The organism is Streptomyces lunaelactis, from assembly GCF_003054555.1.
In the GTDB taxonomy this organism is placed as follows: Bacteria; Actinomycetota; Actinomycetes; order Streptomycetales; family Streptomycetaceae; genus Streptomyces; species Streptomyces lunaelactis.
The window spans coordinates 5,128,674-5,152,332 of sequence record NZ_CP026304.1; the positions used below are offsets into that span (position 1 = coordinate 5,128,674).

General features: G+C 68.4%; 25 protein-coding genes and 4 tRNA genes. 19 read left to right on the forward strand and 10 right to left on the reverse strand.

The features are described from left to right. Window positions 1-26: 26 nt before the first annotated feature. The 3 genes from SLUN_RS23695 to SLUN_RS23705 all read right to left on the reverse strand — a co-directional run bounded on the left by SLUN_RS23695 (window position 27) and on the right by SLUN_RS23705 (window position 1,892). Window positions 27-695 carry an alpha-ketoglutarate-dependent dioxygenase AlkB family protein gene (locus SLUN_RS23695; RefSeq protein ID WP_108151448.1) on the reverse strand — a complete coding sequence of 223 codons (669 nt, stop codon included), beginning with the start codon at window positions 693-695 and terminating at the stop codon, window positions 27-29. Beyond that, window positions 692-1,198, reverse strand: coding sequence for a methylated-DNA--[protein]-cysteine S-methyltransferase (locus SLUN_RS23700; RefSeq protein WP_108151450.1), 507 nt, complete (start codon window positions 1,196-1,198; stop codon window positions 692-694). Before SLUN_RS23700 ends, SLUN_RS23695 begins: the two co-directional genes overlap by 4 nt. 205 nt (window positions 1,199-1,403) lie before the next feature. Then, window positions 1,404-1,892, reverse strand: a complete 489-nt coding sequence (locus SLUN_RS23705) for a YajQ family cyclic di-GMP-binding protein (protein ID WP_108151452.1) — start codon at window positions 1,890-1,892, stop codon at window positions 1,404-1,406. A gap of 240 nt (window positions 1,893-2,132) precedes the next feature. Between SLUN_RS23705 and SLUN_RS23710 the strand changes: the two genes are divergently transcribed. Further along, window positions 2,133-2,214, forward strand: a tRNA-Tyr gene (locus SLUN_RS23710). Here the strand turns inward: SLUN_RS23710 and SLUN_RS23715 are convergent. The 4 genes from SLUN_RS23715 to SLUN_RS23730 all read right to left on the reverse strand — a co-directional run bounded on the left by SLUN_RS23715 (window position 2,186) and on the right by SLUN_RS23730 (window position 5,192). Next, on the reverse strand, window positions 2,186-2,443 hold the full coding sequence (locus SLUN_RS23715; RefSeq protein ID WP_108151454.1) for a hypothetical protein: 258 nt from the start codon (window positions 2,441-2,443) through the stop codon (window positions 2,186-2,188). The genes SLUN_RS23710 and SLUN_RS23715 overlap by 29 nt on opposite strands. Before the next feature lie 254 nt (window positions 2,444-2,697). Continuing rightward, window positions 2,698-3,195 (reverse strand): GyrI-like domain-containing protein, encoded by a 498-nt coding sequence (locus tag SLUN_RS23720; RefSeq protein ID WP_108151456.1) that lies wholly within the window; start codon window positions 3,193-3,195, stop codon window positions 2,698-2,700. Between the two features lie 73 nt (window positions 3,196-3,268). Next, a complete protein-coding gene (locus tag SLUN_RS23725; protein WP_108151458.1) occupies window positions 3,269-3,925 on the reverse strand; it encodes an SDR family oxidoreductase in 657 nt (218 codons plus the stop codon). A gap of 34 nt (window positions 3,926-3,959) precedes the next feature. Then, window positions 3,960-5,192: an amidohydrolase family protein gene (locus SLUN_RS23730; RefSeq protein WP_108151460.1), complete on the reverse strand. Its 1,233-nt coding sequence runs from the start codon at window positions 5,190-5,192 to the stop codon at window positions 3,960-3,962. Window positions 5,193-5,430: 238 nt separating this feature from the next. Here SLUN_RS23730 and SLUN_RS23735 point away from each other — a divergent pair. From SLUN_RS23735 to SLUN_RS23770, 8 genes are all read left to right on the forward strand, one after another. After that, a tRNA-Thr gene (locus tag SLUN_RS23735) sits at window positions 5,431-5,503 on the forward strand. A 46-nt stretch (window positions 5,504-5,549) separates the two neighbouring features. Further along, window positions 5,550-5,622: transfer RNA gene (locus SLUN_RS23740), tRNA-Met, on the forward strand. 89 nt (window positions 5,623-5,711) lie between these two features. Next, complete coding sequence (gene rpmG, locus SLUN_RS23745; RefSeq protein ID WP_006604855.1) at window positions 5,712-5,876, forward strand: 50S ribosomal protein L33; 165 nt, start codon at window positions 5,712-5,714, stop codon at window positions 5,874-5,876. Window positions 5,877-5,960: 84 nt separating this feature from the next. Then, complete coding sequence (locus SLUN_RS23750; protein ID WP_108151464.1) at window positions 5,961-6,413, forward strand: MaoC family dehydratase N-terminal domain-containing protein; 453 nt, start codon at window positions 5,961-5,963, stop codon at window positions 6,411-6,413. After that, window positions 6,413-6,841: a MaoC family dehydratase gene (locus SLUN_RS23755; RefSeq protein WP_108151466.1), complete on the forward strand. Its 429-nt coding sequence runs from the start codon at window positions 6,413-6,415 to the stop codon at window positions 6,839-6,841. The genes SLUN_RS23750 and SLUN_RS23755 overlap by 1 nt, the downstream gene beginning before the upstream one ends. Window positions 6,842-7,003: 162 nt before the next feature. Continuing rightward, window positions 7,004-7,561 (forward strand): TetR/AcrR family transcriptional regulator, encoded by a 558-nt coding sequence (locus SLUN_RS23760; protein ID WP_175258604.1) that lies wholly within the window; start codon window positions 7,004-7,006, stop codon window positions 7,559-7,561. A gap of 123 nt (window positions 7,562-7,684) precedes the next feature. Beyond that, window positions 7,685-9,127: an MFS transporter gene (locus tag SLUN_RS23765; protein ID WP_108151468.1), complete on the forward strand. Its 1,443-nt coding sequence runs from the start codon at window positions 7,685-7,687 to the stop codon at window positions 9,125-9,127. A 19-nt stretch (window positions 9,128-9,146) separates the two neighbouring features. After that, window positions 9,147-10,265: a UDP-N-acetylmuramate dehydrogenase gene (locus tag SLUN_RS23770; protein ID WP_257153786.1), complete on the forward strand. Its 1,119-nt coding sequence runs from the start codon at window positions 9,147-9,149 to the stop codon at window positions 10,263-10,265. 77 nt (window positions 10,266-10,342) lie between these two features. Here SLUN_RS23770 and SLUN_RS23775 read toward each other — a convergent pair whose 3' ends face one another. Next, on the reverse strand, window positions 10,343-10,978 hold the full coding sequence (locus SLUN_RS23775) for an NAD(P)-dependent oxidoreductase (protein WP_108151472.1): 636 nt from the start codon (window positions 10,976-10,978) through the stop codon (window positions 10,343-10,345). Window positions 10,979-11,064: 86 nt separating this feature from the next. Here SLUN_RS23775 and SLUN_RS23780 point away from each other — a divergent pair, with 86 nt between their 5' ends. Then, window positions 11,065-11,664, forward strand: a complete 600-nt coding sequence (locus SLUN_RS23780) for a TetR/AcrR family transcriptional regulator (protein WP_108151475.1) — start codon at window positions 11,065-11,067, stop codon at window positions 11,662-11,664. Between the two features lie 28 nt (window positions 11,665-11,692). Here the strand turns inward: SLUN_RS23780 and SLUN_RS23785 are convergent, their stop codons facing one another. Next, window positions 11,693-12,712, reverse strand: coding sequence for an adenosine deaminase (locus SLUN_RS23785; RefSeq protein WP_175313149.1), 1,020 nt, complete (start codon window positions 12,710-12,712; stop codon window positions 11,693-11,695). Between the two features lie 138 nt (window positions 12,713-12,850). Then, entirely contained in the window at window positions 12,851-14,077 is a 1,227-nt protein-coding gene (locus SLUN_RS23790) for a pyridoxal phosphate-dependent aminotransferase (RefSeq protein WP_108151478.1), read from the reverse strand. A 170-nt stretch (window positions 14,078-14,247) separates the two neighbouring features. Between SLUN_RS23790 and SLUN_RS23795 the strand changes: the two genes are divergently transcribed. From SLUN_RS23795 to rpoB, 9 genes are all read left to right on the forward strand, one after another. Beyond that, window positions 14,248-14,320 (forward strand) — tRNA-Trp (locus tag SLUN_RS23795). A 108-nt stretch (window positions 14,321-14,428) separates the two neighbouring features. Then, entirely contained in the window at window positions 14,429-14,713 is a 285-nt protein-coding gene (secE, locus tag SLUN_RS23800; RefSeq protein ID WP_108151480.1) for a preprotein translocase subunit SecE, read from the forward strand. 75 nt (window positions 14,714-14,788) lie between these two features. Further along, the gene (gene nusG / locus SLUN_RS23805; RefSeq protein WP_108154902.1) at window positions 14,789-15,733 is read left to right on the forward strand and encodes a transcription termination/antitermination protein NusG; all 945 of its coding nucleotides are present in this window, start codon (window positions 14,789-14,791) and stop codon (window positions 15,731-15,733) included. 167 nt (window positions 15,734-15,900) lie between these two features. Next, window positions 15,901-16,335 carry a 50S ribosomal protein L11 gene (gene rplK, locus SLUN_RS23810; protein ID WP_108151482.1) on the forward strand — a complete coding sequence of 145 codons (435 nt, stop codon included), beginning with the start codon at window positions 15,901-15,903 and terminating at the stop codon, window positions 16,333-16,335. A 107-nt stretch (window positions 16,336-16,442) separates the two neighbouring features. Then, window positions 16,443-17,165, forward strand: a complete 723-nt coding sequence (gene rplA, locus SLUN_RS23815; protein WP_108151484.1) for a 50S ribosomal protein L1 — start codon at window positions 16,443-16,445, stop codon at window positions 17,163-17,165. 140 nt (window positions 17,166-17,305) lie between these two features. After that, complete coding sequence (locus SLUN_RS23820; protein WP_108151486.1) at window positions 17,306-18,238, forward strand: SCO4651 family lipoprotein; 933 nt, start codon at window positions 17,306-17,308, stop codon at window positions 18,236-18,238. A 269-nt stretch (window positions 18,239-18,507) separates the two neighbouring features. Continuing rightward, on the forward strand, window positions 18,508-19,068 hold the full coding sequence (rplJ, locus tag SLUN_RS23825) for a 50S ribosomal protein L10 (protein WP_108151488.1): 561 nt from the start codon (window positions 18,508-18,510) through the stop codon (window positions 19,066-19,068). Between the two features lie 107 nt (window positions 19,069-19,175). Then, window positions 19,176-19,559 carry a 50S ribosomal protein L7/L12 gene (gene rplL / locus SLUN_RS23830; protein ID WP_108151490.1) on the forward strand — a complete coding sequence of 128 codons (384 nt, stop codon included), beginning with the start codon at window positions 19,176-19,178 and terminating at the stop codon, window positions 19,557-19,559. Between the two features lie 601 nt (window positions 19,560-20,160). Then, a complete protein-coding gene (rpoB, locus tag SLUN_RS23840; RefSeq protein ID WP_108151492.1) occupies window positions 20,161-23,643 on the forward strand; it encodes a DNA-directed RNA polymerase subunit beta in 3,483 nt (1,160 codons plus the stop codon). Window positions 23,644-23,659: the final 16 nt, after the last annotated feature.

Here is a 23,659-nt window from a genome sequence, read left to right on the forward strand (position 1 = left end):
GCACCGGTCGAGCGGACCGGTGCCGGCTATGGCCGCTCCGACAACCCGGTCTCGCGCAGGGTGATGTTCAGCCGTCCACCGCTCATCCCCGTCGCCGGGTCGGCCGTCCCCGGGCGGACCTTCGGCACCCCGTGGTACGCGAAGCGCGCCGGCCCGCCGAAGACGAACAGGTCCCCGGACGCCAGCTCCACATCCGTGTACGGCCGGCCCCGCGTCTCGGTGTTCCCGAACCGGAAGACGCAGGTGTCGCCGATGCTCAGCGACACCACCGGCGCACCGGACCGCTCCTCCTTGTCCCGGTGCATCCCCATCCTCGCCGCGCCGTCATAGAAGTTGATCAGTGCCGTGTCGGGGGTGTAGCCCTGATCCGCCTCGCTCCCGCCGTACGCCTCGGCCAGCGCCGCCCGCCCCAACTCCAGCAGCCAGTCCGGGAATTCGGCGACGCGCGCGCCGTTCACGTCATCGGCCGTACGGGTGTACCGGTACGGCTGCCAGTGCCATCCGACGCACACCGTTCGCACGGACATCACGCCGCCGCCAGGCAGCGCGGTGTGCCGGAGCGGTACCGGGCCGCGCGCCCAGGCGCGGCAGGCCTCGACCAGTTCCCGCTGCCGCTCCACCGGCAGCCAGCCCGGCACATGCACCGCCCCCGGGGCGACGACCGCCCGCTCCCTCGGGAACAGGGTTCCGCTCACGATCCCGCCAGGGCGCCTTCGAGCCCGAGGAGCCGCTCCTTGCGCTCCAGCCCGCCCGCGTACCCCCGAAGAGCCCCGTCCGCGCCGATCACCCGGTGGCACGGGCGCACGACGAGCAGTGGATTGCGCCCGATCGCCGTCCCCACGGCCCGCACGCCCACCGCCGAGGTGCCGACCCGCTCGGCGATCTCCCCGTACGTCGAGGTCTCGCCGTACGGAATCTCCTCCAGCGCCTGCCACACCCGGCGCTGGAAGTGCGTCCCGCCGTCGGCGTACTCGATCTCGAAGTGCGTCAGTCTGCCCTCGAAGTACGACATGAGCTGCCTGCCGATCTCCTCGAAGGCGGCCGGATCGGGCAGCCACCCGTCCTGGACGACGGCTGCGCCCTTCTGGCCGGGCAGGGAGAGCGAGGCGAGCGCCGTGCCGCCCTTCGCCGTGGCGGACTCCTCGCCGACCAGCAGCAATTCGCCCAGAGGGCTGTCGATGGCCGTGTAGACCGTCATGGCTCGTTCCTTTCCTCGCAGCGTGTCCTGCGCCCTAAGCCCCTACGCCTACGAGTCTGCGACCCCCGCCCCACCGAAGCTGGCGGTATTCGGACGTCACGCCCCGGGGCCGCCGCACCCCGTCCGCTGCGTCGCATCCCGCACAGGGCGGGGGCGGGACGACCAAGCCGTCCCGCCCCCGGTCCGCCCGGCGCGCCCGCCGGAATCAGCGGTAGTTCACATACTGCAGCGCAAAGTCGAAGTCCTGCCCCTTCAGCAGCGCCTGCACGGCCTGCAGGTCGTCCCGGCTCTTCGAGCTGACCCGCAGCTCCTCGCCCTGGACCTGCGCCTTGACGCCCTTCGGGCCCTCATCGCGGATGATCTTCGCGACCTTCTTGGCGTTCTCCTGGGAGATGCCCTCCTCGATCGAGGCGAAGATCTTGTACTCCTTGCCGGACAGCTGGGGCTCGCCCGCGTCCAGTGCCTTCAGCGAGATCCCGCGCTTGACCAGCTTGGACTGGAAGACGTCGAGGATCGCGGTGACCCGCTCCTCGGAGTTCGCCTGCATCAGGATCTTCTCGCCGGACCAGGCGATCGAAGCCCCGACGTTCTTGAAGTCGTAGCGCTGGGAGATCTCCTTCGCGGCCTGGTTGAGGGCGTTGTCGACCTCCTGCCGCTCGACCTTCGAGACGATGTCGAAACTGGAGTCGGCCATGTCCTGTGGCTCCTTGTATCGGGTGCGTGGAGACGCGGCCGGAAACTGCCCGGACCGCTCCCGCAAGCCTAGGGCCTGTCGTCTGGATCAGGCCGGATCAGGGAGACAGGCCCCAGCCACCCGCACCCGCCCCTAGGCTGATCAATCCGGTGGCGAAGCATCCCCGGTCATCAGGTATCGTTTACGTCGTTGCCACGGAGCATCCGCCCCACAGCGGTCTCTCCCGCGGCGACATCCCATGGCGGTGTGCCCGAGTGGCCAAAGGGAGCAGACTGTAAATCTGCCGGCTCAGCCTACCCAGGTTCGAACCCTGGCGCCGCCACGTGATGATGATGGCCCCCGATCCCCGGATCGGGGGCCATCTGCGTTTCGAGCGTCACCGCCGCTCGTACCGTCTCCCGCAGCGAGCCGTGCACCGTCATCTCCGGCCGCTCCAGGGCGAGTTGTCCGACGACATCCAGACGGCGGGCGTACGCGGGGTCCGTGCCCACCGAGCGGGCAGCCCCGCGCGCTGCGTGTGCGCCCAGTTCGTACAGGGCGACCGGCCGCACGCTGTCGCTCGCGGGGAACCAGCCCGCGCCGGTCGCCGGTCCGCCTCGTCCGGAAACCGGCGCTCGCGTACGTAGTCGGAAGCGAGCGGTTCCGCCGTGTGCTGCGAGTCCGTCACACCCGTCAGCGTACGGTCCCGCCCGCCCTCGCCCCGCAGCTCTCCTCAGCCCCTTAGCTCTCCTCAGCCCCTCAGCCCCTCAGCCCCTCAGCCCCTCAGCGTCAGCCGCCGGTCTCAGCCCCTCAGCCTCCGCCCCCGTCAGTCCGCAAGCCGGAACGCCAGCTCGATCTCCCACTTGTTCATGTCAGGCTCGACCCGAGGGTCGGTCAGATACGACTCGAGACGGCAGGCCCAGCGCTCCACACCGTCCACCACCGTCATGTCCCACTCCAGGCCCTCCCGCTCCGCCCACTGGCGCAGCTCGGTGATGACCCCGAACAGCCCGTCGGGATGGCCGACATGGGTGACCGTCACATAGCGGCCCCGGGGCAGCAGGGCGATGCCGATGTCGCCCTCCGGCTCCGGCGCGGAGACGACGGGCACACCCGCCTCGACCTCCGACTCCGCGTCCATGTCGATGGCGTTGAAGCGGAAGAACGGTGCCCCGGCGAGCTTCACCCCGTGGCCGGCCAGCCAGCCGATCACTTCCGGCAGCCGGTCCCCGATCACGCCGAAGGCGTCCATCCGTACGGACCCGCGGACGAAGGCGTAGAGCTGCTCGTCACGCTCGACGATCGCGGGCTGGATCTCAGGCATCTGTTTCCTCATGACATCAAGGACCGGGCGGAGTCCGGGAACTCATCGAGTGCGGGGAAGCCTCGGGAACGCGTCAGTTACCGGCCACGTCCTTCACCGCGACGGTCACCGGCACCTTCCCGCTGATCAGTTCCAGCGTCAGTCCGGCCGTGGCCGGCGACTCCACCAACTCCGCGAGCACCGCCGCCACATCGTCACGCGGCACCGTCCCGCGCCCGGTCGACGCCTTGAACTGTACGAGTCCGGTGCCCGCGTCGTTCGTCAGCGAGCCCGGCCGCAGAATCGTCCAGTCGAGGCCGGGCCTGGACCGTACGTCGTCGTCCGCGGCACCCTTCGCCCGCAGATACACGTCGAACACCTCGTTGCCCTCGTGCCGCGCATCGGCGCCCATCGACGACACGACGATGTACCGCCGTACGCCTGCCCGTTCCGCCGCGTCCGCGAAGAGCACCGCGGCTCCCCGGTCCACCGTGTCCTTGCGGGCGACACCGCTGTCCGGGCCCGCGCCCGCCGCGAACACCGCGGCGTCGGCGCCCTGCAGCACCGCAGCGACCTCCTCCGTGGAGGCCGACTCCAGGTCGAGGACGACCGGTTCGGCTCCCGCTTCGCGCAGGTCGTCGGCCTGCTCCGGTCTGCGGATGATGCCCGCGGCCTCGTGCCCTCGCGCCGAGAGCAGCCGCTCAAGACGGAGTGCGATCTGACCGTGTCCTCCAGCGATGACAATGCGCATGACTACGACGGTACGTCCGAAGCGCGGCGCTCGCTCAGGGACCGGTGTCCGGCCGCCCCTGCCGCGGCAGTTCGAGCGCGACGGCGACCGCCGAGTCGCAGTACTCCCGCACCGCGCTGGTACGGGCCACCACCCGCCCGCGGTGAATGACGATCCGGCTGTACGCGAGCGAGAGCACACCCGAGATCCCCTCACCGCGCACGGCCAGCAACTCCGCCGGAAAACCGGCCTCCACCCGCACCTCGGGCAGCCCCATCGCATCCCGCGCGGCCGCGGCCACGGCCCCGTACGCCTCCTTCGCCCGAGTCCCGCCCTGTGAGGCCAGCAGATACGCCGCCTCCAGCGGATCGCCGCGGCCCACCGGATTCGAGACGTCCCGCAGTGCGCCGCTGCCCGCCGCCACCCGTACACCGGCCGCGCGCAGCAGGCGCACCGGCGCGTTGCCCCGCTGTTCCACGACCCCGCAGCCGCCCTGCGGCAGACAGATCACCGCGACGCCGGCCGCGGCGAGCTGGTCGGCTGCCCTGGAGGCCGCCTCGCGCGGCAGTCGTGCGAGCCCGGCGCACGGCCCGATCACCACGCCCGGCCGCAGCCCGCCCGCCATCGCCGCCAGCCGCGCGAGCCGCGCCGGATCGTCGCCATGGGTGTGCAGGTCGACCGGGCAGCCGTGCTCGGCGGCGACCTCCAGCACCGCCTCGGCGTATCCGGCCGGATCGGGGTCGGCGTCCGGGCATCCGCCGACCACCCCGGCGCCCATCTTCACCGCGTCCCGCAGCATCGCCAGACCGTCGGCCCCCGCGATGCCCGTCAGCAGCCGGGGCACGGCGACGGCCGTCAGATCCACCAGCCCGCGCAGCGAGCGCCGCGCCTGGAGCACCGCCTCCAGCGGGCCGAGGCCCTGCACATCCCCGATCCGTACGTGCGAGCGCAGCGCCGTCGCACCGTGTCCGAGCTGCAGCAGCGCGGCCTCGGTGGCTCGCCGCTGGACGTCCTCGGTGGCGTACGAGACGGGGCCGGGGGAGTCGGCGGTGAGCGCGGTGTCGCCGTGGGCGTGCGGCTCGGCCGGGGCGGGGAGCAGCAGATAGCCGCTGAGATCCACGCGCGCGGAGAGCGGGGTGAGGCTGCCCGCGGTGCCGACCGCCTCGATGCGTCCTCCGCTCAGCCGTACGTCGACGGTGCGGCCGTCCGTGAGCCGCGCGCCGCGGAGGTGCAGCGCGGTGGTGTCCGCGGTGGCGCCGTCGGGGGGCTGCGGCTGGCTGTCGGGCATCGCGCTCCTGCGTGCGGCGGTGGGGCTCGGGCGGCGTGACGAAGGGCAAGATCACGCAGCGTGGGACGAGCCTAGGGGCGCTCGGAGCGCGCTTCGAGGAGGAGCGCAATAGTCGTACCGGTGTGGCCCCCTGTGGCGTACGGGACGGGCGGGGCGGAAGCCGGGCCGGAGGCCGGACTGGGGGCAGGGAAACGGATTTGGGCGATCGGCGACGGACCGTGTAATGTCTTCATCGCTCGCCCCAATAGCTCAGTCGGTAGAGCGTCTCCATGGTAAGGAGAAGGTCTACGGTTCGATTCCGTATTGGGGCTCTGATGTCGGTGATCCTCACCCTCGGGTGAGGAGATCCGGTATCGAAGCGGTGTAGCTCAGTCGGTAGAGCAAGCGGCTCATAATCGCTGTGTCACCGGTTCAAGTCCGGTCACCGCTACACACAGTAGCCGATTGTGGGGTCGGTCCTCCGATCGGCTACTCTTTTTTTGCGTTCATCCGTCCACCCGTCCGTCAAGGAGCACTCACGTGGCTGCCACAGACGTCCGCCCGAAGATCACGCTGGCCTGCGTGGAGTGCAAGGAGCGGAACTACATCACCAAGAAGAACCGGCGTAACGACCCGGACCGTCTTGAGATGAAGAAGCACTGCCCGCGCTGCAACTCGCACACGGCGCACCGCGAAACTCGCTGAAACAGGCTCGTATACGAGGCCGTCCCCACTGGGGGCGGCCTCGTGTCGTTTGTTGTGGTCCATCCATCGAGAGGGAGCCAGTCCATGGCGCTCGACCAGTCCTTCGTGGGGCGGAGCTATCCGCCCACATCGCCTTACGAGGTCGGCCGGGAAAAGATCCGGGAGTTCGCCGAGGCGGTGGGTGACGCCAATCCCGTGTACACCGATCCGGAAGCCGCCAAGGCACTGGGCCACGCCGACGTGATCGCACCGCCGACTTTCGCCTTCACGATCACATTCCGGGCGGCGGAGCAGGTCATTCAGGATCCGCAACTGGGGCTGGACTACGACCGGGTGGTCCACGGCGACCAGCGGTTCGCGTACGTACGGCCGGTGCGGGCGGGGGACCGGCTGACGGTCACGTCGACCATCGAGACCATCAAGTCCCTTGCCGGCAACGACATCGTGGACATCCGCGGTGAGGTGCGCGACGAGTCCGGGGAGCATGTCGTGACCGCGTGGACGAAGCTGGTGGCGCGCGCCGCCGAGGAGGCGTGATGACGGCGAGGATCTATTACGCGGACGTCGAGGTCGGCACCGAGCTGCCGGCGCAGAGCTTTCCCGTGACGCGCGCCACGCTGGTCCGGTACGCGGGCGCCTCCGGGGACTTCAACCCGATCCACTGGAACGAGAAGTTCGCCACGGAGGTCGGGCTGCCGGACGTGATCGCGCACGGCATGTTCACCATGGCCGAGGCGGTCCGCGTGGTGACCGACTGGGTCGGCGACCCGGGCGCGGTCGTCGAGTACGGGGTCCGTTTCACCAGGCCCGTCGTCGTGCCGAACGACGAGACGGGCGCGCTGATCGAGGTCAGCGGCAAGATCGCGGTGAAGCTGGACGACAACCGTGTGCGGGTGGATCTGACGGCGATGAGCGCCGGGCAGAAGGTCCTGGGGATGTCGCGGGCCGTGGTCCGGCTCGCCTGACGTACCTGGCCGTCGTGCGTGGCTGTGCAAGTCGCACGTGGCTGTGTAAGGGGCACCTCGCAGTGAGGGGTGCCCCTTACGTGCTTCCTGACGTGCTTCCTGGACTTGCCCGTCGGCTCCTGGCCTTGACTTTGTTAGTGATTGGACACTAACTTGGTTCACATGGTCAGGATGAGCGCAGACGAGCGACGGGAGAGCGTCATCCGTGCCGCGATCACCGAATTCGCGCGCGGTGGCTACAACGGCACCTCCACCGAGGTGATCGCCAAGCGGGTCGGCGTCTCGCAGCCGTACCTCTTCCGCCTCTTCAAGAACAAGCGGGAGCTGTTCCTGGCGGCGGCGCTCCGCTGCCTGGAGGAGACCCCCCGGGTCTTCGCCGACGCGGTGGAACGGCGCCCCGGCAGATCGCCGCTCGAGGCGATGGCAGCGGCGTACATGGAGCTCATCGACGACCGCGACAAGCTGCTGATGCAGATGCAGACCTATGTCGCGGTGGCTTCCGCCGAGGCGGCGGGGGATCACGAATTCGGTGAGCGGATCCGAGCGGCATGGGCCGAGGTCTGGGACCAGGCGCAGGTCGCCTTCGGCGGGGACGCCAAGGAGTCGGTCGACTTCCTGGGCTGCGGCATGCTGATCAACGTTCTGGTGGCGCTGGGCTTCCCGGAGGACCACCGGGTGTGGTCCGGGCTCGACATGTCCGACATCCGGGCTCCGCGCTAAGCGGTGTCCCCGGGGCCGCTTAGGCCGTGTCTGACGGGTGTCCTGCGATCCTGCCCCTTCGAGGGTTGGGCGCAGTTCTGCCCGTGAAAGTTAGTCATGGATAACTAACCCTCTGGGGGAGCGATGAACCAGCAAACCGTCCGCCGCGGCAGCGCCGCCTGGGCTCTCGTCATCACCAGCGTCGCTGGATTCATGGCGGCACTCGACAATCTCGTCGTCACCACCGCCCTTCCCTCCATCCGCAAGGATCTCGGCGGGGCGCTGGAGGATCTCGAGTGGACGGTGAGCGCGTACACCCTCACGTTCGCCGTCCTGCTGATGTTCGGTGCGGCCCTCGGCGACCGCTTCGGACGCCGGAAGCTCTTCATAGTGGGCCTGGCGATCTTCACCGGCGCCTCCGCCGCGGCCGCACTGGCACCTGACATCGACGCCCTCGTCGCCGCCCGCGCAGTACAGGGCGTCGGCGCGGCGGTCATGATGCCGCTCACCCTGACCCTGCTCACGGCAGCCGTCCCCGTCGCCCGCCGCGGCGCGGCCCTCGGCATCTTCAGCGCCGTCACCGGCCTCGCCGTCGCCAGCGGCCCCCTCATCGGCGGCAGCCTCACCGAGCACATCTCGTGGCAGTGGATCTTCTGGCTGAACGTCCCGATCGGCCTGGTCCTGCTGCCGCTGGCCCGGCTGCGCCTCGACGAGTCGTACGCCCCCAACGCCCGGCTCGACGTCCCCGGCACCCTGCTCGTCAGCGGCGGCCTCTTCGGGATCGTCTACGCCCTGGTCAACGGCCAGGCCGACGGCTGGTCCAGCACCCCGATCCTGGCCGGTCTGACTCTGGGCACGCTGCTCCTCGTCGCCTTCGTACGCCACGGGATGACCAGCAAGAACCCCATGCTGCCCATGCGGCTCTTCCGCCGGCGCGCTTTCTTCGGCATCAATGTCGCGAGCCTGCTGATGTTCCTGGGGATGTTCGGTTCGATCTTCCTGCTCAGCCAGTTCCTGCAGGGCGTCGCCGGCTACTCGCCCACCGAGGCGGGCCTGCGGATGCTCCCCTGGACCGGTATGCCGCTGCTCGTCGCGCCCATCGCCGGGTACCTCTCCGACAAGATCGGCGGCCGCCCGGTCATCGCCACCGGCCTCGCCCTCCAGGCGGCGGGACTGGCACTCTTCGCCCTGGTCCTGGAGCCGGGTGTGTCGTACACGGCGCAGCTGCCCGGTCTGATCCTCGGCGGTATCGGCATGGCGCTGTACTTCGCCCCCGCGGCCAGCGTGGTCATGTCCAGCGTCCCCACCGCCGAGCAGGGCATCGCCTCCGGCGCGAACAACGCCCTGCGCGAGGTCGGCGGAGCCCTCGGCATCGCGGTTCTCGGCGCGGTCTTCGCCGCCCAGGGCAGCTACGAGTCCCCTCAGGCCTTCTCCGACGGCACCGTCCCGGCGCTCTGGATCGGTGCGGGCGCCGTGGCTCTCGCGGCGCTGGTCGCCCTGCTGATCCCGAGCCGCGTGGGAGCGACGCCGGCCAGCGCGCCGAAGAGCTCTCAGGCCAACGAGGAGCGCGAGCCCGTCGCCGTATGACAGCCGGTTCCGGCAGCAGGTGTACGCACGCGGTCCGTGGCCCCGCCCGAGCGTCAGGGCCGAGGACCGTACCCTTGTCCCCGTGCAGGAACTCCACGACGCCCCCCTCGCCCCCCTGACCACCTTCCGGCTGGGCGGCCCCGCGACGCGCCTCGTCACGGCCACCACCGACGACGAGGTGATCGCCGTCGTACGCGAGGCCGACGCCGCGGGCGCCCCGCTGCTGATCATCGGCGGCGGCAGCAACCTCGTCATCGGGGACAAGGGCTTCGACGGCACCGCGCTCCGTATCGCGACGCGAGGCTTCGAACTCTCCGGTACGAAGCTCGAGTTGGCCGCCGGCGAGGTCTGGACGGACGCGGTCGCGCGCACCGTCGAGGCGGGTCTGGCGGGCATCGAGTGTCTGGCCGGCATCCCGGGCTCGGCCGGCGCGACCCCGATCCAGAACGTCGGCGCGTACGGCCAGGAGGTCTCCAGCACCATCACCGAGGTCGTCGCCTACGACCGCCGCAGCGGCGAGACGGTCACCGTCCCGAACGCCGAGTGCGCCTTCTCGTACCGCCACAGCCGCTTCAAGCAGCACCCCGAGCGCTATGTCGTCCTGCGCGTCCGCTTCGAGCTCGAGGACGCGGACGGGCTGTCGGCCCCGCTCAAGTACGCCGAGACGGCCCGCGCCCTCGGGGTCGAGGCCGGCGACCGCGTTCCGGCCGCCGACGCCCGCGAGACGGTGCTCAAGCTGCGCGCCGGCAAGGGCATGGTGCTGGACGCCGAGGACCACGACACCTGGTCCGCGGGGTCCTTCTTCACCAACCCGATCCTCGATCGGGCCGCGCATGAGTCCTTCCTCGCCCGCGTCCACGACCGCCTCGGCCCGGACATCGCGCCGCCCGCCTTCCCGGCGGGCGAGGGGCGCACCAAGACCTCGGCGGCCTGGCTGATCGACAAGGCCGGCTTCACCAAGGGGTACGGCAGCGGCCCGGCCCGTATCTCGACCAAGCACACGCTCGCCCTCACCAACCGCGGCGAGGCCACCACGGAGGACCTGCTGGCCCTCGCCCGCGAGGTCGTGGCGGGCGTGCACGAGGCCTTCGGGGTCACGCTCGTCAACGAGCCGGTGACGGTCGGCGTCAGCCTCTGAACCGCGATGGAACCTGCCGGGTTCCCCAGGTTGTCGAGACCCCGCTCACTCATCCGGCCTGATCCAAACGAAAGACCCTAGTACGCCACCCCGACCGCCTGCTTCAGCGTCCCCGGGTCTCCCACCATCGCCAGCATCGCGTGCGCCACATCCGCCCGCCCGATCTTCGACCCGCCCCGCAGATTCCCGCCGATCGCCGTCCGGTAGGTCCCCGTCACCGGCTGGTCCTTGAGCTGCGGCGGCCGTACAGCTGTCCAGTCCGTCGCGCTGCGCCGCATCTCGTCCTCCATGCCCCGCAGGTCGTCGTAGTGCTTGCGCAGCACCCGGGAGACCAGCGGGGTCCCGACGTAACGCAGGAAGAACGTCTCGTTCTCCGGTACGGGACCGAGCGGTGCCGCGCTCACGGCAAGGAAGCGGCGGGTGCCCTCGGCCTCCATCGCCCGCAGGATCGCGCGCGTACCGGTCGTCGCGATGCCCGCGTACTTGAGGCCGCGGGGCCCGAGGCCCGAGAGCACCGCGTCCCGGCCCGCCACGGCCGGCCGCAGTGCTTCCGGGGCGTCGAGCTCGGCGGTGAAGACCTCGAGGCCCTCGCCCGTCACCGGCAGCCGCGCCCGATCCCGTACCACCGCTGTGACCTGGTGACCTGCCGCCAGGCCCTGCCGGACGATCTCCTGTCCGATACCGCCGCTCGCGCCGAACACTGTGAGCCTCATTGCCCGCACCTCCAAGGTGGGTAAGTATTCACTCACCTTTAGGGTGAGTGGATACTCACCATTCGTCAAGCTTGGTTGGAGCACGCATGCAGCAGCCGCCGCCGGCCCGGGTCCGCCTCCTTGATGCCGCGCATCAGGTCATGCTCACCAACGGCCTCGCCCGTGCCACCACCAAAGAGATCGCCAAGGCGGCCGGCTGCTCGGAGGCCGCGCTCTACAAGTACTTCCCGAGCAAGGAGGAGCTGTTCGTCACCGTGCTGAAGGAGCGGCTGCCCAGGCTCAAGCCGCTGTTGGAGACCCTCGTCGCAGAACCGGGGGAGCGGAGCGTCGAGGAGAACCTCATAGAGATCGCCCGCCAGGCCGCCCGCTTCTACGCCCAGAGCTTCCCGATCGCCGCTTCGCTCTACGCGGAGCCCAAACTCAAGCAGCGCCACGACGACGCCATGCGTGAACTGGGTACGGGCCCGCACGTGCCCATCCGGGGCCTCGACGCCTATCTGCGCACCGAGCAGGACGCCGGACGGATCCGCGCCGGCGCCGACACCTACGCGGCCGCGTCCCTGTTGCTCGGGGCCTGCGCCCAGCGGGCCTTCGCGTACGACATGACGCCGGACGGAAAGCCTCCGCAGTCGCTCGACGAGTTCGCCGCGGGAATCGCCCGCACCTTGTTGAGCGGAATCAGCTAGTGCGCCACTTGGTCAGTCAGTCAGTCAGTCAGCCGGCCAGCCAGTCGTCGATCCCGGACAGCAGCTTGTTCCGGACTTCCTCCGGAGCCGCCGAGCCCCGCACCGACTGCCGTGCCAGCTCCGCCAGTTCGGCGTCCGTGAAGCCGTGATGCCTCCGCGCCAGCTCGTACTGCGCCGCCAGCCGCGATCCGAAGAGCAGCGGGTCGTCCGCCCCCAGCGCCATCGGCACCCCCGCGTCGTACAGCGTCCGCAGCGGTACGTCGGCCGGCTTCTCGTACACCCCCAGGGCCACATTTGACGACGGGCACACTTCGCACGTCACACCGCGCTCGGCCAGTTTCCGCAGCAGCCGGGGGTCCTCCGCCGCCCGTACCCCGTGCCCGATGCGCGAGGCGTGCAGATCGTCCAGGCAGTCCCGTACGGACGCGGGGCCCGTGAGCTCGCCGCCGTGCGGCGCCGCCAGCAGGCCGCCGTCCCGGGCGATCGCGAAGGCGCGGTCGAAGTCCCTTGCCATGCCCCGGCGTTCGTCGTTGGAGAGACCGAAGCCGACCACCCCGCGGTCCGCGTACCGGACCGCGAGCCGGGCCAGCGTACGGGCGTCCAGCGGGTGCTTCATACGATTCGCTGCGACCAGCACGCGCAGGCCGAGACCGGTCTCCCGGCCGGCGCGCTCCACCGCATCCAGGATGATCTCCAGCGCCGGAATCAGACCGCCCAGCATGGGGGCGTACGAGGTCGGGTCGACCTGGATCTCGAGCCAGCCCGAGCCGTCCCGCACATCCTCCTCGGCGGCCTCGCGCACCAGCCGCTGGATGTCCTCGGGGGAGCGCAGGCAGGACCGTGCGATGTCGTAGAGCCGCTGGAAACGGAACCAGCCGCGCTCGTCGGTCGCCCGCAGTTTGGGCGGTTCGCCGCTGGTCAGGGCATCGGGCAGATGAACGCCGTACTTGTCGGCGAGCTCAAGCAGGGTGGTGGGCCGCATCGACCCGGTGAAGTGCAGATGCAGATGGGCCTTCGGCAGCAGGCTCAGGTCACGTACGTGCTCCATTGAAGGATCTTGCCGCACCCGACCGCCGTCCGGCAGCCCCTTTCCCCGATCGGGTCCTTGCCCGAACGAAGAACCGGAAACGGGAACGGGCCCCCGGCCGTGCAGCCGGGAGCCCGTCCCCTTCTCCTTGAGTACCCGCTAGTCGCGCGCCTCGGCGAGCAGCTTCTGGAGCCGCGAGACACCCTCGACCAGGTCCTCGTCACCCAGTGCGTACGACAGCCGCAGATAGCCCGGCGTACCGAAGGCCTCGCCCGGCACGACCGCCACCTCGGCCTCCTCAAGGATCAGCGCCGCCAGCTCCACCGAGCTCTGCGGACGCTTGCCGCGGATCTCCTTGCCCAGCAGCGCCTTCACCGAGGGGTACGCGTAGAACGCGCCCTCCGGCTCCGGGCACAGCACGCCGTCGATCTCGTTGAGCATGCGCACGATCGTCTGCCGGCGGCGGTCGAAGGCGGCACGCATCTCGGCGACCGCGTCCAGGTTCCCGGACACCGCGGCCAGCGCAGCAACCTGCGCGACATTGGAGACGTTCGACGTGGCGTGCGACTGCAGGTTGGTCGCGGCCTTCACGACGTCCTTCGGACCGATGAGCCACCCCACACGCCAGCCGGTCATCGCATAGGTCTTGGCCACACCGTTGACCACGATGCACTTGTCGCGCAGCTCGGGCACGAGCGTCGGCAGCGAGGTGAACGTGGCGTCCCCATACACAAGGTGCTCGTAGATCTCGTCCGTCAGTACCCACAGCCCGTGCTCGACGGCCCAGCGCCCGATCGCCTCGGCGTCGGCCTTGCTGTAGACCGCGCCCGTCGGGTTGGAGGGGGAGACGAAGAGCACGACCTTCGTACGCTCCGTACGCGCCGCCTCCAGCTGCTCGACGGAGACCCGGTAACCGGTGGTCTCGTCGGCCACGACGTCGACCGGAACACCGCCCGCCAGCCGGATCGACTCGGGGTAGGTCGTCCAGTACGGCGCGGGGACGATGACCTCGTCGCCCGGATCCAGGATCGCCGCGAAGGCCTCGTAGATCGCCTGCTTGCCGCCGTTGGTGACCAGGATCTGGGAGGCCTCGACCTCGTAACCCGAGTCGCGCAGCGTCTTCGCGGCGATGGCGGCCTTGAGCTCGGGGAGCCCGCCGGCCGGGGTGTAGCGGTGGTACTTCGGGGTGCGGGCGGCCTCGATCGCGGCCTCGACGATGTAGTCGGGTGTCGCGAAGTCCGGCTCACCCGCGCCGAAGCCGATCACCGGACGCCCGGCGGCCTTCAGTGCCTTGGCCTTGGCGTCGACGGCGAGGGTCGCGGACTCGGAGATCGCACCGATGCGGGCGGAGACCCGGCGCTCGGTCGGAGGGGTTGCAGCGCTCATACGGCCCATCGTCCCAGACGACAAACGCACCCGGCACACCTGTTTCGAGTAGCGGACAGGAACCACCCCGGCGCTATCTGTTCGACGCCGGGCCTGCGACCACGTACACTCACTCGTCGTTGGCCCTCACCAACCACATCGTCGGATGGGGTAGGTTGGGGAAACCACAAAGGGTCGTAGCTCAATTGGTAGAGCACTGGTCTCCAAAACCAGCGGTTGGGGGTTCAAGTCCCTCCGGCCCTGCTACACACTCCTTCGCCAGGATGTGTGCGCATGTACGTACATTCAACCAACCGCCGTGCGGCTCCACCGGGCGCGGCGCGGCCACGACCCGGAATCAGGTGAAAGATCGTGACGGACGCCGTGGGCTCCATCGACATGCCTGATGCCGATGACGAGGCGCCGGAGTCGAAGAAGACCCGCAAGGGCGGCAAGCGCGGAAAGAAGGGCCCTCTGGGCCGTCTCGCGCTCTTCTACCGACAGATCGTCGCTGAGCTGCGCAAGGTCGTATGGCCTACTCGCAACCAGCTGACGACGTACACCACAGTGGTGATTGTCTTCGTAGTCGTCATGATTGGTCTTGTGACCGTGATTGACTATGGGTTCCAGGAAGCCGTCAAGTACGTCTTCGGCTGAGGCCGCGGAGGGCGCCGGCAGCGGCGCCCCTTTCGCATGTTCCACCCCATCTGTATCCAGGAAGAAGCAGCCACCGTGTCTGACCCGAACCTGAACGACGCCATCGAGTCGGAGGAGTCCGTGGAGGACGAACTCGACATCGTTGAGGCGGCGGACGCTGTGGAGCCGGACCAGGCCGAAGCTGCTGACGCCGCCGCGGGCGAGCCGGCCGAAGAGGCCGCGATGCACGTCGAGGACGAGGCCACCGCGGTTACCGAGGCAGAAGAGGCCCCCGCGGTTGCCGAGGCAGAAGAGGACGAGGCCGCCACAGCCGACGTCGAGGAGGCCGAAGAGGCCGCCGACGCCGAAGCCGAGGACGAAGAGGCCGCCGAGGGCGAAGAGCCGACGGAGCCCGAGGCCCCGGTCGACCCGGTCGCCGCGCTCCGCGAGGAGCTGCGCGGTCTGCCCGGCGAGTGGTACGTCATCCACACGTACGCCGGTTACGAGAAGCGCGTGAAGGCCAACCTGGAGCAGCGTGCCGTCTCGCTGAACGTCGAGGACTTCATCTACTCGGCCGAAGTGCCCGAGGAAGAGATCGTCCAGATCAAGAACGGCGAGCGTAAGAACGTCCGCCAGAACAAGCTTCCCGGCTACGTCCTGGTCCGAATGGACCTGACGAACGAGTCCTGGGGCGTCGTCCGCAACACCCCCGGTGTCACCGGCTTCGTGGGCAACGCCTACGACCCGTACCCGCTGACCCTGGACGAGATCGTCAAGATGCTCGCCCCGGAGGCCGAGGAGAAGGCCGCGCGCGAGGCCGCGGAGGCCGAGGGCAAGCCGGTTCCGGCCCGCAAGGTCGAGGTCCAGGTGCTGGACTTCGAGGTGGGCGACTCGGTCACCGTCACCGACGGTCCGTTCGCGACGCTGCAGGCGACGATCAACGAGATCAACGCCGACTCGAAGAAGGTCAAGGGCCTTGTCGAGATCTTCGGCCGCGAGACCCCGGTCGAGCTGAGCTTCGACCAGATCCAGAAGAACTGACACCTTCTGGGCACAAGCCTTCCGAGCAGGTCAGAACGGCTCTCAAAGCCGCTCTGACCTGCTCGGTTTTTAGCCGCGCAGCTATACCCGTTATCGTTGTGCGGTATGCCTCCATCCGGATGACTGGGTGGAGCGCTGGAAACTCTCACTAGGACCCGGAGAGAGCAATGCCTCCCAAGAAGAAGAAGGTCACGGGGCTTATCAAGCTCCAGATCAACGCCGGTGCGGCGAACCCGGCCCCGCCGGTCGGCCCCGCACTGGGCCAGCACGGCGTCAACATCATGGAGTTCTGCAAGGCCTACAACGCCGCGACCGAGTCGCAGCGTGGCATGGTCGTGCCGGTGGAGATCACGGTCTACGACGACCGCTCCTTCACCTTCATCACCAAGACTCCGCCGGCCGCCAAGCTGATCCTCAAGGCCGCGGGTGTGGACAAGGGCTCCGGCGAGCCGCACAAGACCAAGGTTGCCAAGCTCACCGGCGCCCAGGTCCGCGAGATCGCCACGGTCAAGCTGCCCGACCTGAACGCCAACGACCTGGACGCCGCGTCGAAGATCATCGCCGGCACCGCCCGTTCCATGGGCATCACGGTCGAGGGCTGAATCAGCCCCCGCGAGACCGGAGTGGTAGGGCCAAGCGCTGGTCCGCACCACGACTCCATACCTGCCACGCGGCGTCAGCCGCATGGTGTTACTCCACAGGAGCAGAAGTGAAGCGCAGCAAGAACCTCCGCGCTGCGGACGCGAAGATCGACCGGGAGCGCGCCTACGCCCCGCTCGAGGCCGTCCGTCTCGCCAAGGACACCGCCGCCGCCAAGTTCGACGGAACCGTCGAGGTCGCCTTCCGCCTGGGTGTTGACCCGCGCAAGGCCGACCAGATGGTCCGTGGCACCGTCAACCTTCCGCACGGCACCGGCAAGACCGCCCGGGTCCTGGTCTTCGCGACCGGTGACCGTGCTGCGGCCGCGGAAGCCGCGGGCGCCGACATTGTCGGCTCCGACGAACTGATCGACGAGGTTGCGAAGGGCCGTCTGGACTTCGACGCCGTCGTCGCCACCCCGGACCTCATGGGCAAGGTCGGCCGCCTCGGCCGCGTGCTCGGTCCGCGTGGTCTGATGCCGAACCCGAAGACCGGCACCGTCACCCCCGATGTCGCCAAGGCTGTGAACGACATCAAGGGCGGCAAGATCGAGTTCCGCGTCGACAAGCACTCGAACCTGCACTTCATCATCGGCAAGGTCTCCTTCGACGAGACGAAGCTGGTCGAGAACTACGCCGCGGCGCTGGACGAGATCCTTCGTCTGAAGCCGTCCGCCGCGAAGGGCCGCTACATCAAGAAGGCGACCCTGGCGACGACGATGGGCCCCGGCATCCCGCTGGACTCCAACCGCACCCGCAACCTCCTCGTCGAGGAGGACCCGGCCGCCGTCTGAATCTGACGGCAGTCGCGGGTCTCGCGTACTGAAGCCGGCCCCCGCACCTCTACGGAGCTGCGGGGGCCGGTTTTCTGCTGCCCTGCTGTCACATGCCTGCGTTACCGTTCCGGTGTTCGCAGACAGACGAGGGGTGGGGCATGAGCGTGTCCGTATGGAGGCGCGGGGGCGTCTCGCTGACGGCTGTGGCCGTCATAGCAGGCGTGGCCGGCTGTCAGGGTGGCGACGGGGAGAAGAAGTCCACCGGGACGCCGAGGACCGAGACGCAGTCCCGTACGGCCGTGACGCAGGTCCTCACGGCGGCGTACAAGAAGACCGCGGCGGCGAAGTCGGCCAAGGTCCGTATGACGATGACGATGCCGGCCGCCATGGACGGCGGCGGGACCATGGAGATGTCCGGGGTCATGGGGTGGGACCCCACCGTGATGGACATGACCATGAAGGGCTCTATGTTCGCGGCCGCGCCGACGGCTCCGGAGCAGATCCGCATGGTGTGGCTCACCAGCGCCATGTACGTGGACATGGGCACCAAGGCGTCCAAGGAGATGGACGGCAAGCGCTGGATGAAGCTCGACCTCGGGGCCGCGGCCGAGGCGGCGGGGGGCAAGGCGCTGCAGAAGCGGATGACCGGCAGCCTGGAGAGCATGAACCAGGACCCGGCCCAGCAACTCGCGATGCTGCTCGAATCGCCGAACCTCAAGCACATCGGCGCGGAGAAGGTCGACGGAGTCGAGGCCCGGCACTACAAGGGCACCCTCACACTCGACGAGATGGTGGCTTCCAACGACTCGCTCGACGCGCTCGGCGAGAAGGAGCGCAAGGACCTCCTCGCCACCATGAAGAAGTCCGGTATCAAGGGCTACGACACCGAGGTGTGGGTCAACGAGGACGACTACCCGGTGAAGATGGACGTCGCTGTGGACAGCCCCGAGGGCCAGGTCAAGATCGTGGCGAACTACTGGGACTACGGGGCCGAGGCCACCGTGCAGGCACCGCCGGCCGGCGAGACCTTCGACCTCATGGACATGCTGAAGGAGCTCGGCGAGGGCCTGAAGTCCGCAGGTCAGAGCTGACGGGATCGCCTCGATGGCCCGATTTGCCTGACAGGGATCCGTTCACGTACTCTTCCCCAGAAGCCAAAGACCGCTGGTCGTTGCTGTGTCCTCGCAAGAGGGTGCAGCGGCCGAAGGATCCGCTAGCTGCGGACGACCCGCGTAGGTGACCGTGGAAAGCTCCCGGACTCGTCCGGTCGAGCTACGCCCCGTGCGCCTGCGCCGGGGCGTTTCGTTTTGCCCAGCCCCTTCTGAGCGGTCCTCATCACCCGGAAGGAGGCCGACGCTCTATGGCAAGGCCCGACAAGGCTGCCGCGGTAGCCGAGCTCACGGACCAGTTCCGTAGCTCGAACGCCGCCGTGCTGACCGAGTACCGGGGTCTCACCGTGGCGCAGCTCAAGACGCTGCGTCGTTCGCTCGGTGAGAACGCCCAGTACGCCGTGGTGAAGAACACGCTGACCAAGATTGCGGCCAACGAGGCCGGGATCAACACGCTCGACGACCTGTTCGCGGGTCCGACGGCGGTTGCCTTCATCACCGGTGACCCGGTGGAGTCGGCGAAGGGTCTTCGTGACTTCGCCAAGGACAACCCCAACCTCATCATCAAGGGCGGTGTCCTTGACGGTAAGGCGCTGTCCGCCGATGAGATCAAGAAGCTTGCGGACCTCGAGTCCCGCGAGGTTCTGCTCGCCAAGCTGGCGGGTGCCATGAAGGGCAAGCAGTCTCAGGCTGCCGCGCTCTTCCAGGCCCCGCTGTCGAAGTTCGTCCGCACCGCGGAGGCGCTTCGCAGCAAGGTCGAGCAGGGCGGTGCCGGTACGCCGGCTCCCGCCGAGGCCGAGGTGGCCGAGTAGTACCCCCCATGCCCCTCCGGGGCGTGGTTCCACCCAGGTCGCAGCGGGCCCGTACGCCCGCCTTCATATACACCCGGCACCTGCCGAATTAGTGGAAGGACGCCATCATGGCGAAGCTGTCCCAGGACGAGCTGCTCGCGCAGTTCGAGACCCTGACCCTCATCGAGCTCTCCGAGTTCGTGAAGGCCTTCGAGGAGAAGTTCGACGTCACCGCCGCCGCGCCGGTCGCCGCTGCCGGCGTTGCCGCCGCGGGCGCCCCGGTTGAGGCCGAGGCCGAGCAGGACGAGTTCGACGTCATCCTCACGGGTGCCGGCGAGAAGAAGATCCAGGTCATCAAGGTCGTGCGTGAGCTGACCTCGCTGGGTCTGAAGGAGGCCAAGGACCTCGTCGACGGCGCTCCGAAGCCGGTCCTCGAGAAGGTCGCCAAGGAGGCCGCCGAGAAGGCTGCCGAGTCCCTCAAGGGTGCTGGCGCGTCCGTCGAGGTCAAGTGACCTTCTGAGTCTCTGACTCGCGCTGCCGGGCGCATATCGGCGACAGCCGGTTCCGCTTAGGCGCCGCAAGGTGCACAGCGAAGGGCGATCACCCGTACGGGTGGTCGCCCTTCGGCGTTCCGGCGGGGCCTGCCTTGATCTTCCGTTTACGACGAGTATCGTGATCTTCGCCGTGCGCCCCGAACACTGGTCAGTGACGATTGCAGCAGCCAGTTTGGGTTGGGGGGCCTTGACGAACCGCACGTAGCGCGCAATTCTCAGGACGCGTCGTCACAACGATCCGGAACCGAGGCATGGATCGACGACCGAACGGGCAGTATCGAGGTGCGCCTCTTGGCGCGAGGGCAAGCCGCGGAGTTGAGAACAACGAGGGTCTCGAAAACCCGGACTGGACATCAGTGTGCCAAGTGGCTACACTGACCCTTTGCGCTGCCTGTTAACTGCCTCCTGCCCGTCACCAGGGGCATTCCCACGCATGAGCACCGACGACTGAATCGTCCCTGACCTGGCCATCTTGGCTGAATCGGGAACGGCCTGTCTCTGTGCCCAGCATGGGACCGGTACGCGCGTAGTGAGTCCGAGCCCTCGGAAGGACCCCCTCTTGGCCGCCTCGCGCAACGCCTCGACCGCGAATACGAACAACGGCGCCAGCACCGCCCCGCTGCGCATCTCCTTTGCAAAGATCAAGGAGCCCCTCGAGGTTCCGAACCTCCTCGCGCTGCAGACCGAGAGCTTTGACTGGCTGCTCGGCAACGCCGCTTGGAAGTCTCGTGTCGAGGCGGCTCTGGACAGCGGACAGGACGTCCCCACCAAGTCCGGTCTGGAAGAGATCTTCGAGGAGATCTCGCCGATCGAGGACTTCTCCGGGTCGATGTCGCTGACCTTCCGCGACCACCGTTTCGAGCCTCCGAAGAACTCCATCGACGAGTGCAAGGAGCGCGACTTCACGTACGCTGCCCCGCTCTTCGTCACTGCCGAGTTCACCAACAACGAGACCGGCGAGATCAAGTCCCAGACGGTCTTCATGGGTGATTTCCCGCTCATGACCAACAAGGGCACCTTCGTCATCAACGGCACCGAGCGTGTCGTGGTGTCGCAGCTGGTCCGCTCGCCGGGTGTCTACTTCGACTCCAACATCGACAAGACGTCCGACAAGGACATTTTCACGGCCAAGATCATCCCGTCCCGGGGTGCCTGGCTCGAGATGGAGATCGACAAGCGCGACATGGTCGGTGTCCGCATCGACCGCAAGCGCAAGCAGTCCGTCACCGTCCTGCTCAAGGCTCTCGGGTGGACCACCGAGCAGATCCTCGAGGAGTTCGGCGAGTACGAGTCGATGCGCGCCACCCTGGAGAAGGACCACACCCAGGGCCAGGACGACGCGCTGCTCGACATCTACCGCAAGCTGCGTCCGGGCGAGCCCCCGACGCGCGAGGCCGCTCAGACGCTGCTCGAGAACCTCTACTTCAACCCGAAGCGCTACGACCTCGCCAAGGTCGGCCGCTACAAGGTGAACAAGAAGCTCGGCGCGGATGAGCCGCTGAACGCCGGCGTGCTCACCACCGACGACGTCATCGCGACCATCAAGTACCTGGTCAAGCTGCACGCCGGTGAGACCGAGACGGTCGGCGAGAGCGGCAACCAGATCGTCGTCGAGACCGACGACATCGACCACTTCGGCAACCGTCGTCTGCGTAACGTCGGCGAGCTCATCCAGAACCAGGTCCGTACGGGTCTGGCTCGGATGGAGCGCGTCGTGCGTGAGCGCATGACGACCCAGGACGTCGAAGCGATCACGCCGCAGACCCTGATCAACATCCGGCCGGTCGTCGCCTCCATCAAGGAGTTCTTCGGCACCAGCCAGCTGTCGCAGTTCATGGACCAGAACAACCCGCTGTCGGGTCTCACCCACAAGCGCCGCCTGTCGGCTCTTGGCCCGGGTGGTCTCTCCCGTGAGCGGGCCGGCTTCGAGGTCCGTGACGTGCACCCGTCCCACTACGGCCGCATGTGCCCGATCGAGACCCCTGAAGGCCCGAACATCGGTCTGATCGGCTCGCTCGCCTCGTACGGCCGGGTGAACGCGTTCGGCTTCGTCGAGACGCCGTACCGCCGGGTCGTCGACGACCAGGTCACCGACGACGTCGACTACCTGACCGCCGACGAGGAGGACCGGTTCGTCATCGCGCAGGCCAACGCCGCGCTGACCGACGACATGCGGTTCGCCGAGAACCGCGTGCTGGTCCGCCGTCGTGGCGGAGAGGTCGACTACGTCCCGGGCTCCGACGTGGACTACATGGACGTCTCGCCGCGCCAGATGGTGTCGGTCGCGACCGCCATGATCCCGTTCCTCGAGCACGACGACGCCAACCGTGCCCTCATGGGCGCGAACATGATGCGCCAGGCCGTGCCGCTGATCACGTCCGAGGCGCCGCTGGTCGGCACCGGCATGGAGTACCGCTGCGCGGTCGACGCCGGTGACGTCATCAAGGCGGAGAAGGAAGGTGTTGTCCAGGAGGTATCCGCGGACTACATCACCGTCGCCAATGACGACGGCACGTACACCACGTACCGCATCGCCAAGTTCTCCCGCTCCAACCAGGGCACCTCGGTCAACCAGAAGGTTGTCGTGGACGAGGGCGCCCGCGTCGTCGAGGGCCAGGTCCTCGCCGACGGTCCGGCCACCGAGCAGGGCGAGATGGCGCTCGGCAAGAACCTGCTGGTCGCCTTCATGCCGTGGGAGGGTCACAACTACGAGGACGCGATCATCCTGTCGCAGCGCCTCGTGCAGGACGACGTCCTCTCCTCGATCCACATCGAGGAGCACGAGGTCGACGCCCGTGACACCAAGCTCGGCCCGGAGGAGATCACCCGGGACATCCCGAACGTCTCCGAGGAGGTCCTCGCGGACCTCGACGAGCGCGGCATCATCCGTATCGGTGCCGAGGTCGTCGCCGGCGACATCCTCGTCGGCAAGGTCACGCCGAAGGGCGAGACCGAGCTGACCCCGGAGGAGCGTCTGCTCCGTGCGATCTTCGGAGAGAAGGCGCGCGAAGTCCGTGACACCTCGCTGAAGGTGCCCCACGGCGAGATCGGCAAGGTCATCGGCGTACGCGTCTTCGACCGCGAGGAGGGCGACGAGCTGCCGCCGGGCGTGAACCAGCTGGTTCGCGTCTACGTCGCGCAGAAGCGCAAGATCACCGATGGTGACAAGCTCGCCGGCCGTCACGGCAACAAGGGCGTCATCTCGAAGATCCTGCCGATCGAGGACATGCCGTTCCTGGAGGACGGCACCCCGGTCGACATCATCCTCAACCCGCTGGGTGTCCCGTCCCGAATGAACCCGGGACAGGTTCTCGAGATCCACCTCGGCTGGCTCGCCAGCCAGGGCTGGAAGGTCGAGGGCAGCGAGGAGTGGATGGAGCGGCTGAAGCTCATCGGCGCGGACGAGGTCCCGCCCGGTACGAACGTCGCCACCCCCGTCTTCGACGGTGCGCGCGAGGACGAGATCTCCGGTCTCTTCGAGTCCACGATCCCGAACCGCGACGGCAACCGGATGGTCCAGCCGTCCGGCAAGGCCAACCTGTTCGACGGCCGCTCCGGTGAGCCGTTCCCGGACCCGGTTTCGGTCGGGTACATGTACATCCTCAAGCTCCACCACCTGGTCGACGACAAGCTGCACGCTCGCTCGACCGGTCCGTACTCGATGATCACCCAGCAGCCGCTGGGTGGTAAGGCCCAGTTCGGTGGCCAGCGATTCGGAGAGATGGAGGTGTGGGCGCTGGAGGCTTATGGCGCCGCGTACGCCCTCCAGGAGCTGCTGACCATCAAGTCCGACGACGTCACGGGCCGCGTGAAGGTCTACGAGGCCATCGTCAAGGGCGAGAACATCCCCGAGCCCGGCATTCCCGAGTCCTTCAAGGTGCTCATCAAGGAAATGCAGTCGCTCTGCCTCAACGTGGAGGTGCTGTCCTCGGACGGTATGTCCATCGAGATGCGCGACACGGACGAGGACGTCTTCCGCGCTGCGGAGGAGCTCGGTATCGACCTGTCCCGGCGCGAGCCGAGCAGCGTCGAAGAGGTCTGACGGGTCTGGTCGGGAC

Coding starts and splice junctions, on each gene's coding strand:
- SLUN_RS23700 (WP_108151450.1), bottom strand. CDS start 1,198: ATGACGGTCTACACGGCCATCGACAGCCCTCTGGGCGAATTGCTGCTG.
- SLUN_RS23705 (WP_108151452.1), bottom strand. CDS start 1,892: ATGGCCGACTCCAGTTTCGACATCGTCTCGAAGGTCGAGCGGCAGGAG.
- SLUN_RS23720 (WP_108151456.1), bottom strand. CDS start 3,195: ATGCCTGAGATCCAGCCCGCGATCGTCGAGCGTGACGAGCAGCTCTAC.
- SLUN_RS23725 (WP_108151458.1), bottom strand. CDS start 3,925: ATGCGCATTGTCATCGCTGGAGGACACGGTCAGATCGCACTCCGTCTT.
- SLUN_RS23730 (WP_108151460.1), bottom strand. CDS start 5,192: ATGCCCGACAGCCAGCCGCAGCCCCCCGACGGCGCCACCGCGGACACC.
- SLUN_RS23750 (WP_108151464.1), top strand. CDS start 5,961: ATGGCGCTCGACCAGTCCTTCGTGGGGCGGAGCTATCCGCCCACATCG.
- SLUN_RS23755 (WP_108151466.1), top strand. CDS start 6,413: ATGACGGCGAGGATCTATTACGCGGACGTCGAGGTCGGCACCGAGCTG.
- SLUN_RS23760 (WP_175258604.1), top strand. CDS start 7,004: ATGGTCAGGATGAGCGCAGACGAGCGACGGGAGAGCGTCATCCGTGCC.
- SLUN_RS23765 (WP_108151468.1), top strand. CDS start 7,685: ATGAACCAGCAAACCGTCCGCCGCGGCAGCGCCGCCTGGGCTCTCGTC.
- SLUN_RS23775 (WP_108151472.1), bottom strand. CDS start 10,978: ATGAGGCTCACAGTGTTCGGCGCGAGCGGCGGTATCGGACAGGAGATC.
- SLUN_RS23780 (WP_108151475.1), top strand. CDS start 11,065: ATGCAGCAGCCGCCGCCGGCCCGGGTCCGCCTCCTTGATGCCGCGCAT.
- SLUN_RS23785 (WP_175313149.1), bottom strand. CDS start 12,712: ATGGAGCACGTACGTGACCTGAGCCTGCTGCCGAAGGCCCATCTGCAT.
- SLUN_RS23790 (WP_108151478.1), bottom strand. CDS start 14,077: ATGAGCGCTGCAACCCCTCCGACCGAGCGCCGGGTCTCCGCCCGCATC.
- rplK (WP_108151482.1), top strand. CDS start 15,901: ATGCCTCCCAAGAAGAAGAAGGTCACGGGGCTTATCAAGCTCCAGATC.
- SLUN_RS23820 (WP_108151486.1), top strand. CDS start 17,306: ATGAGCGTGTCCGTATGGAGGCGCGGGGGCGTCTCGCTGACGGCTGTG.
- rplJ (WP_108151488.1), top strand. CDS start 18,508: ATGGCAAGGCCCGACAAGGCTGCCGCGGTAGCCGAGCTCACGGACCAG.
- rplL (WP_108151490.1), top strand. CDS start 19,176: ATGGCGAAGCTGTCCCAGGACGAGCTGCTCGCGCAGTTCGAGACCCTG.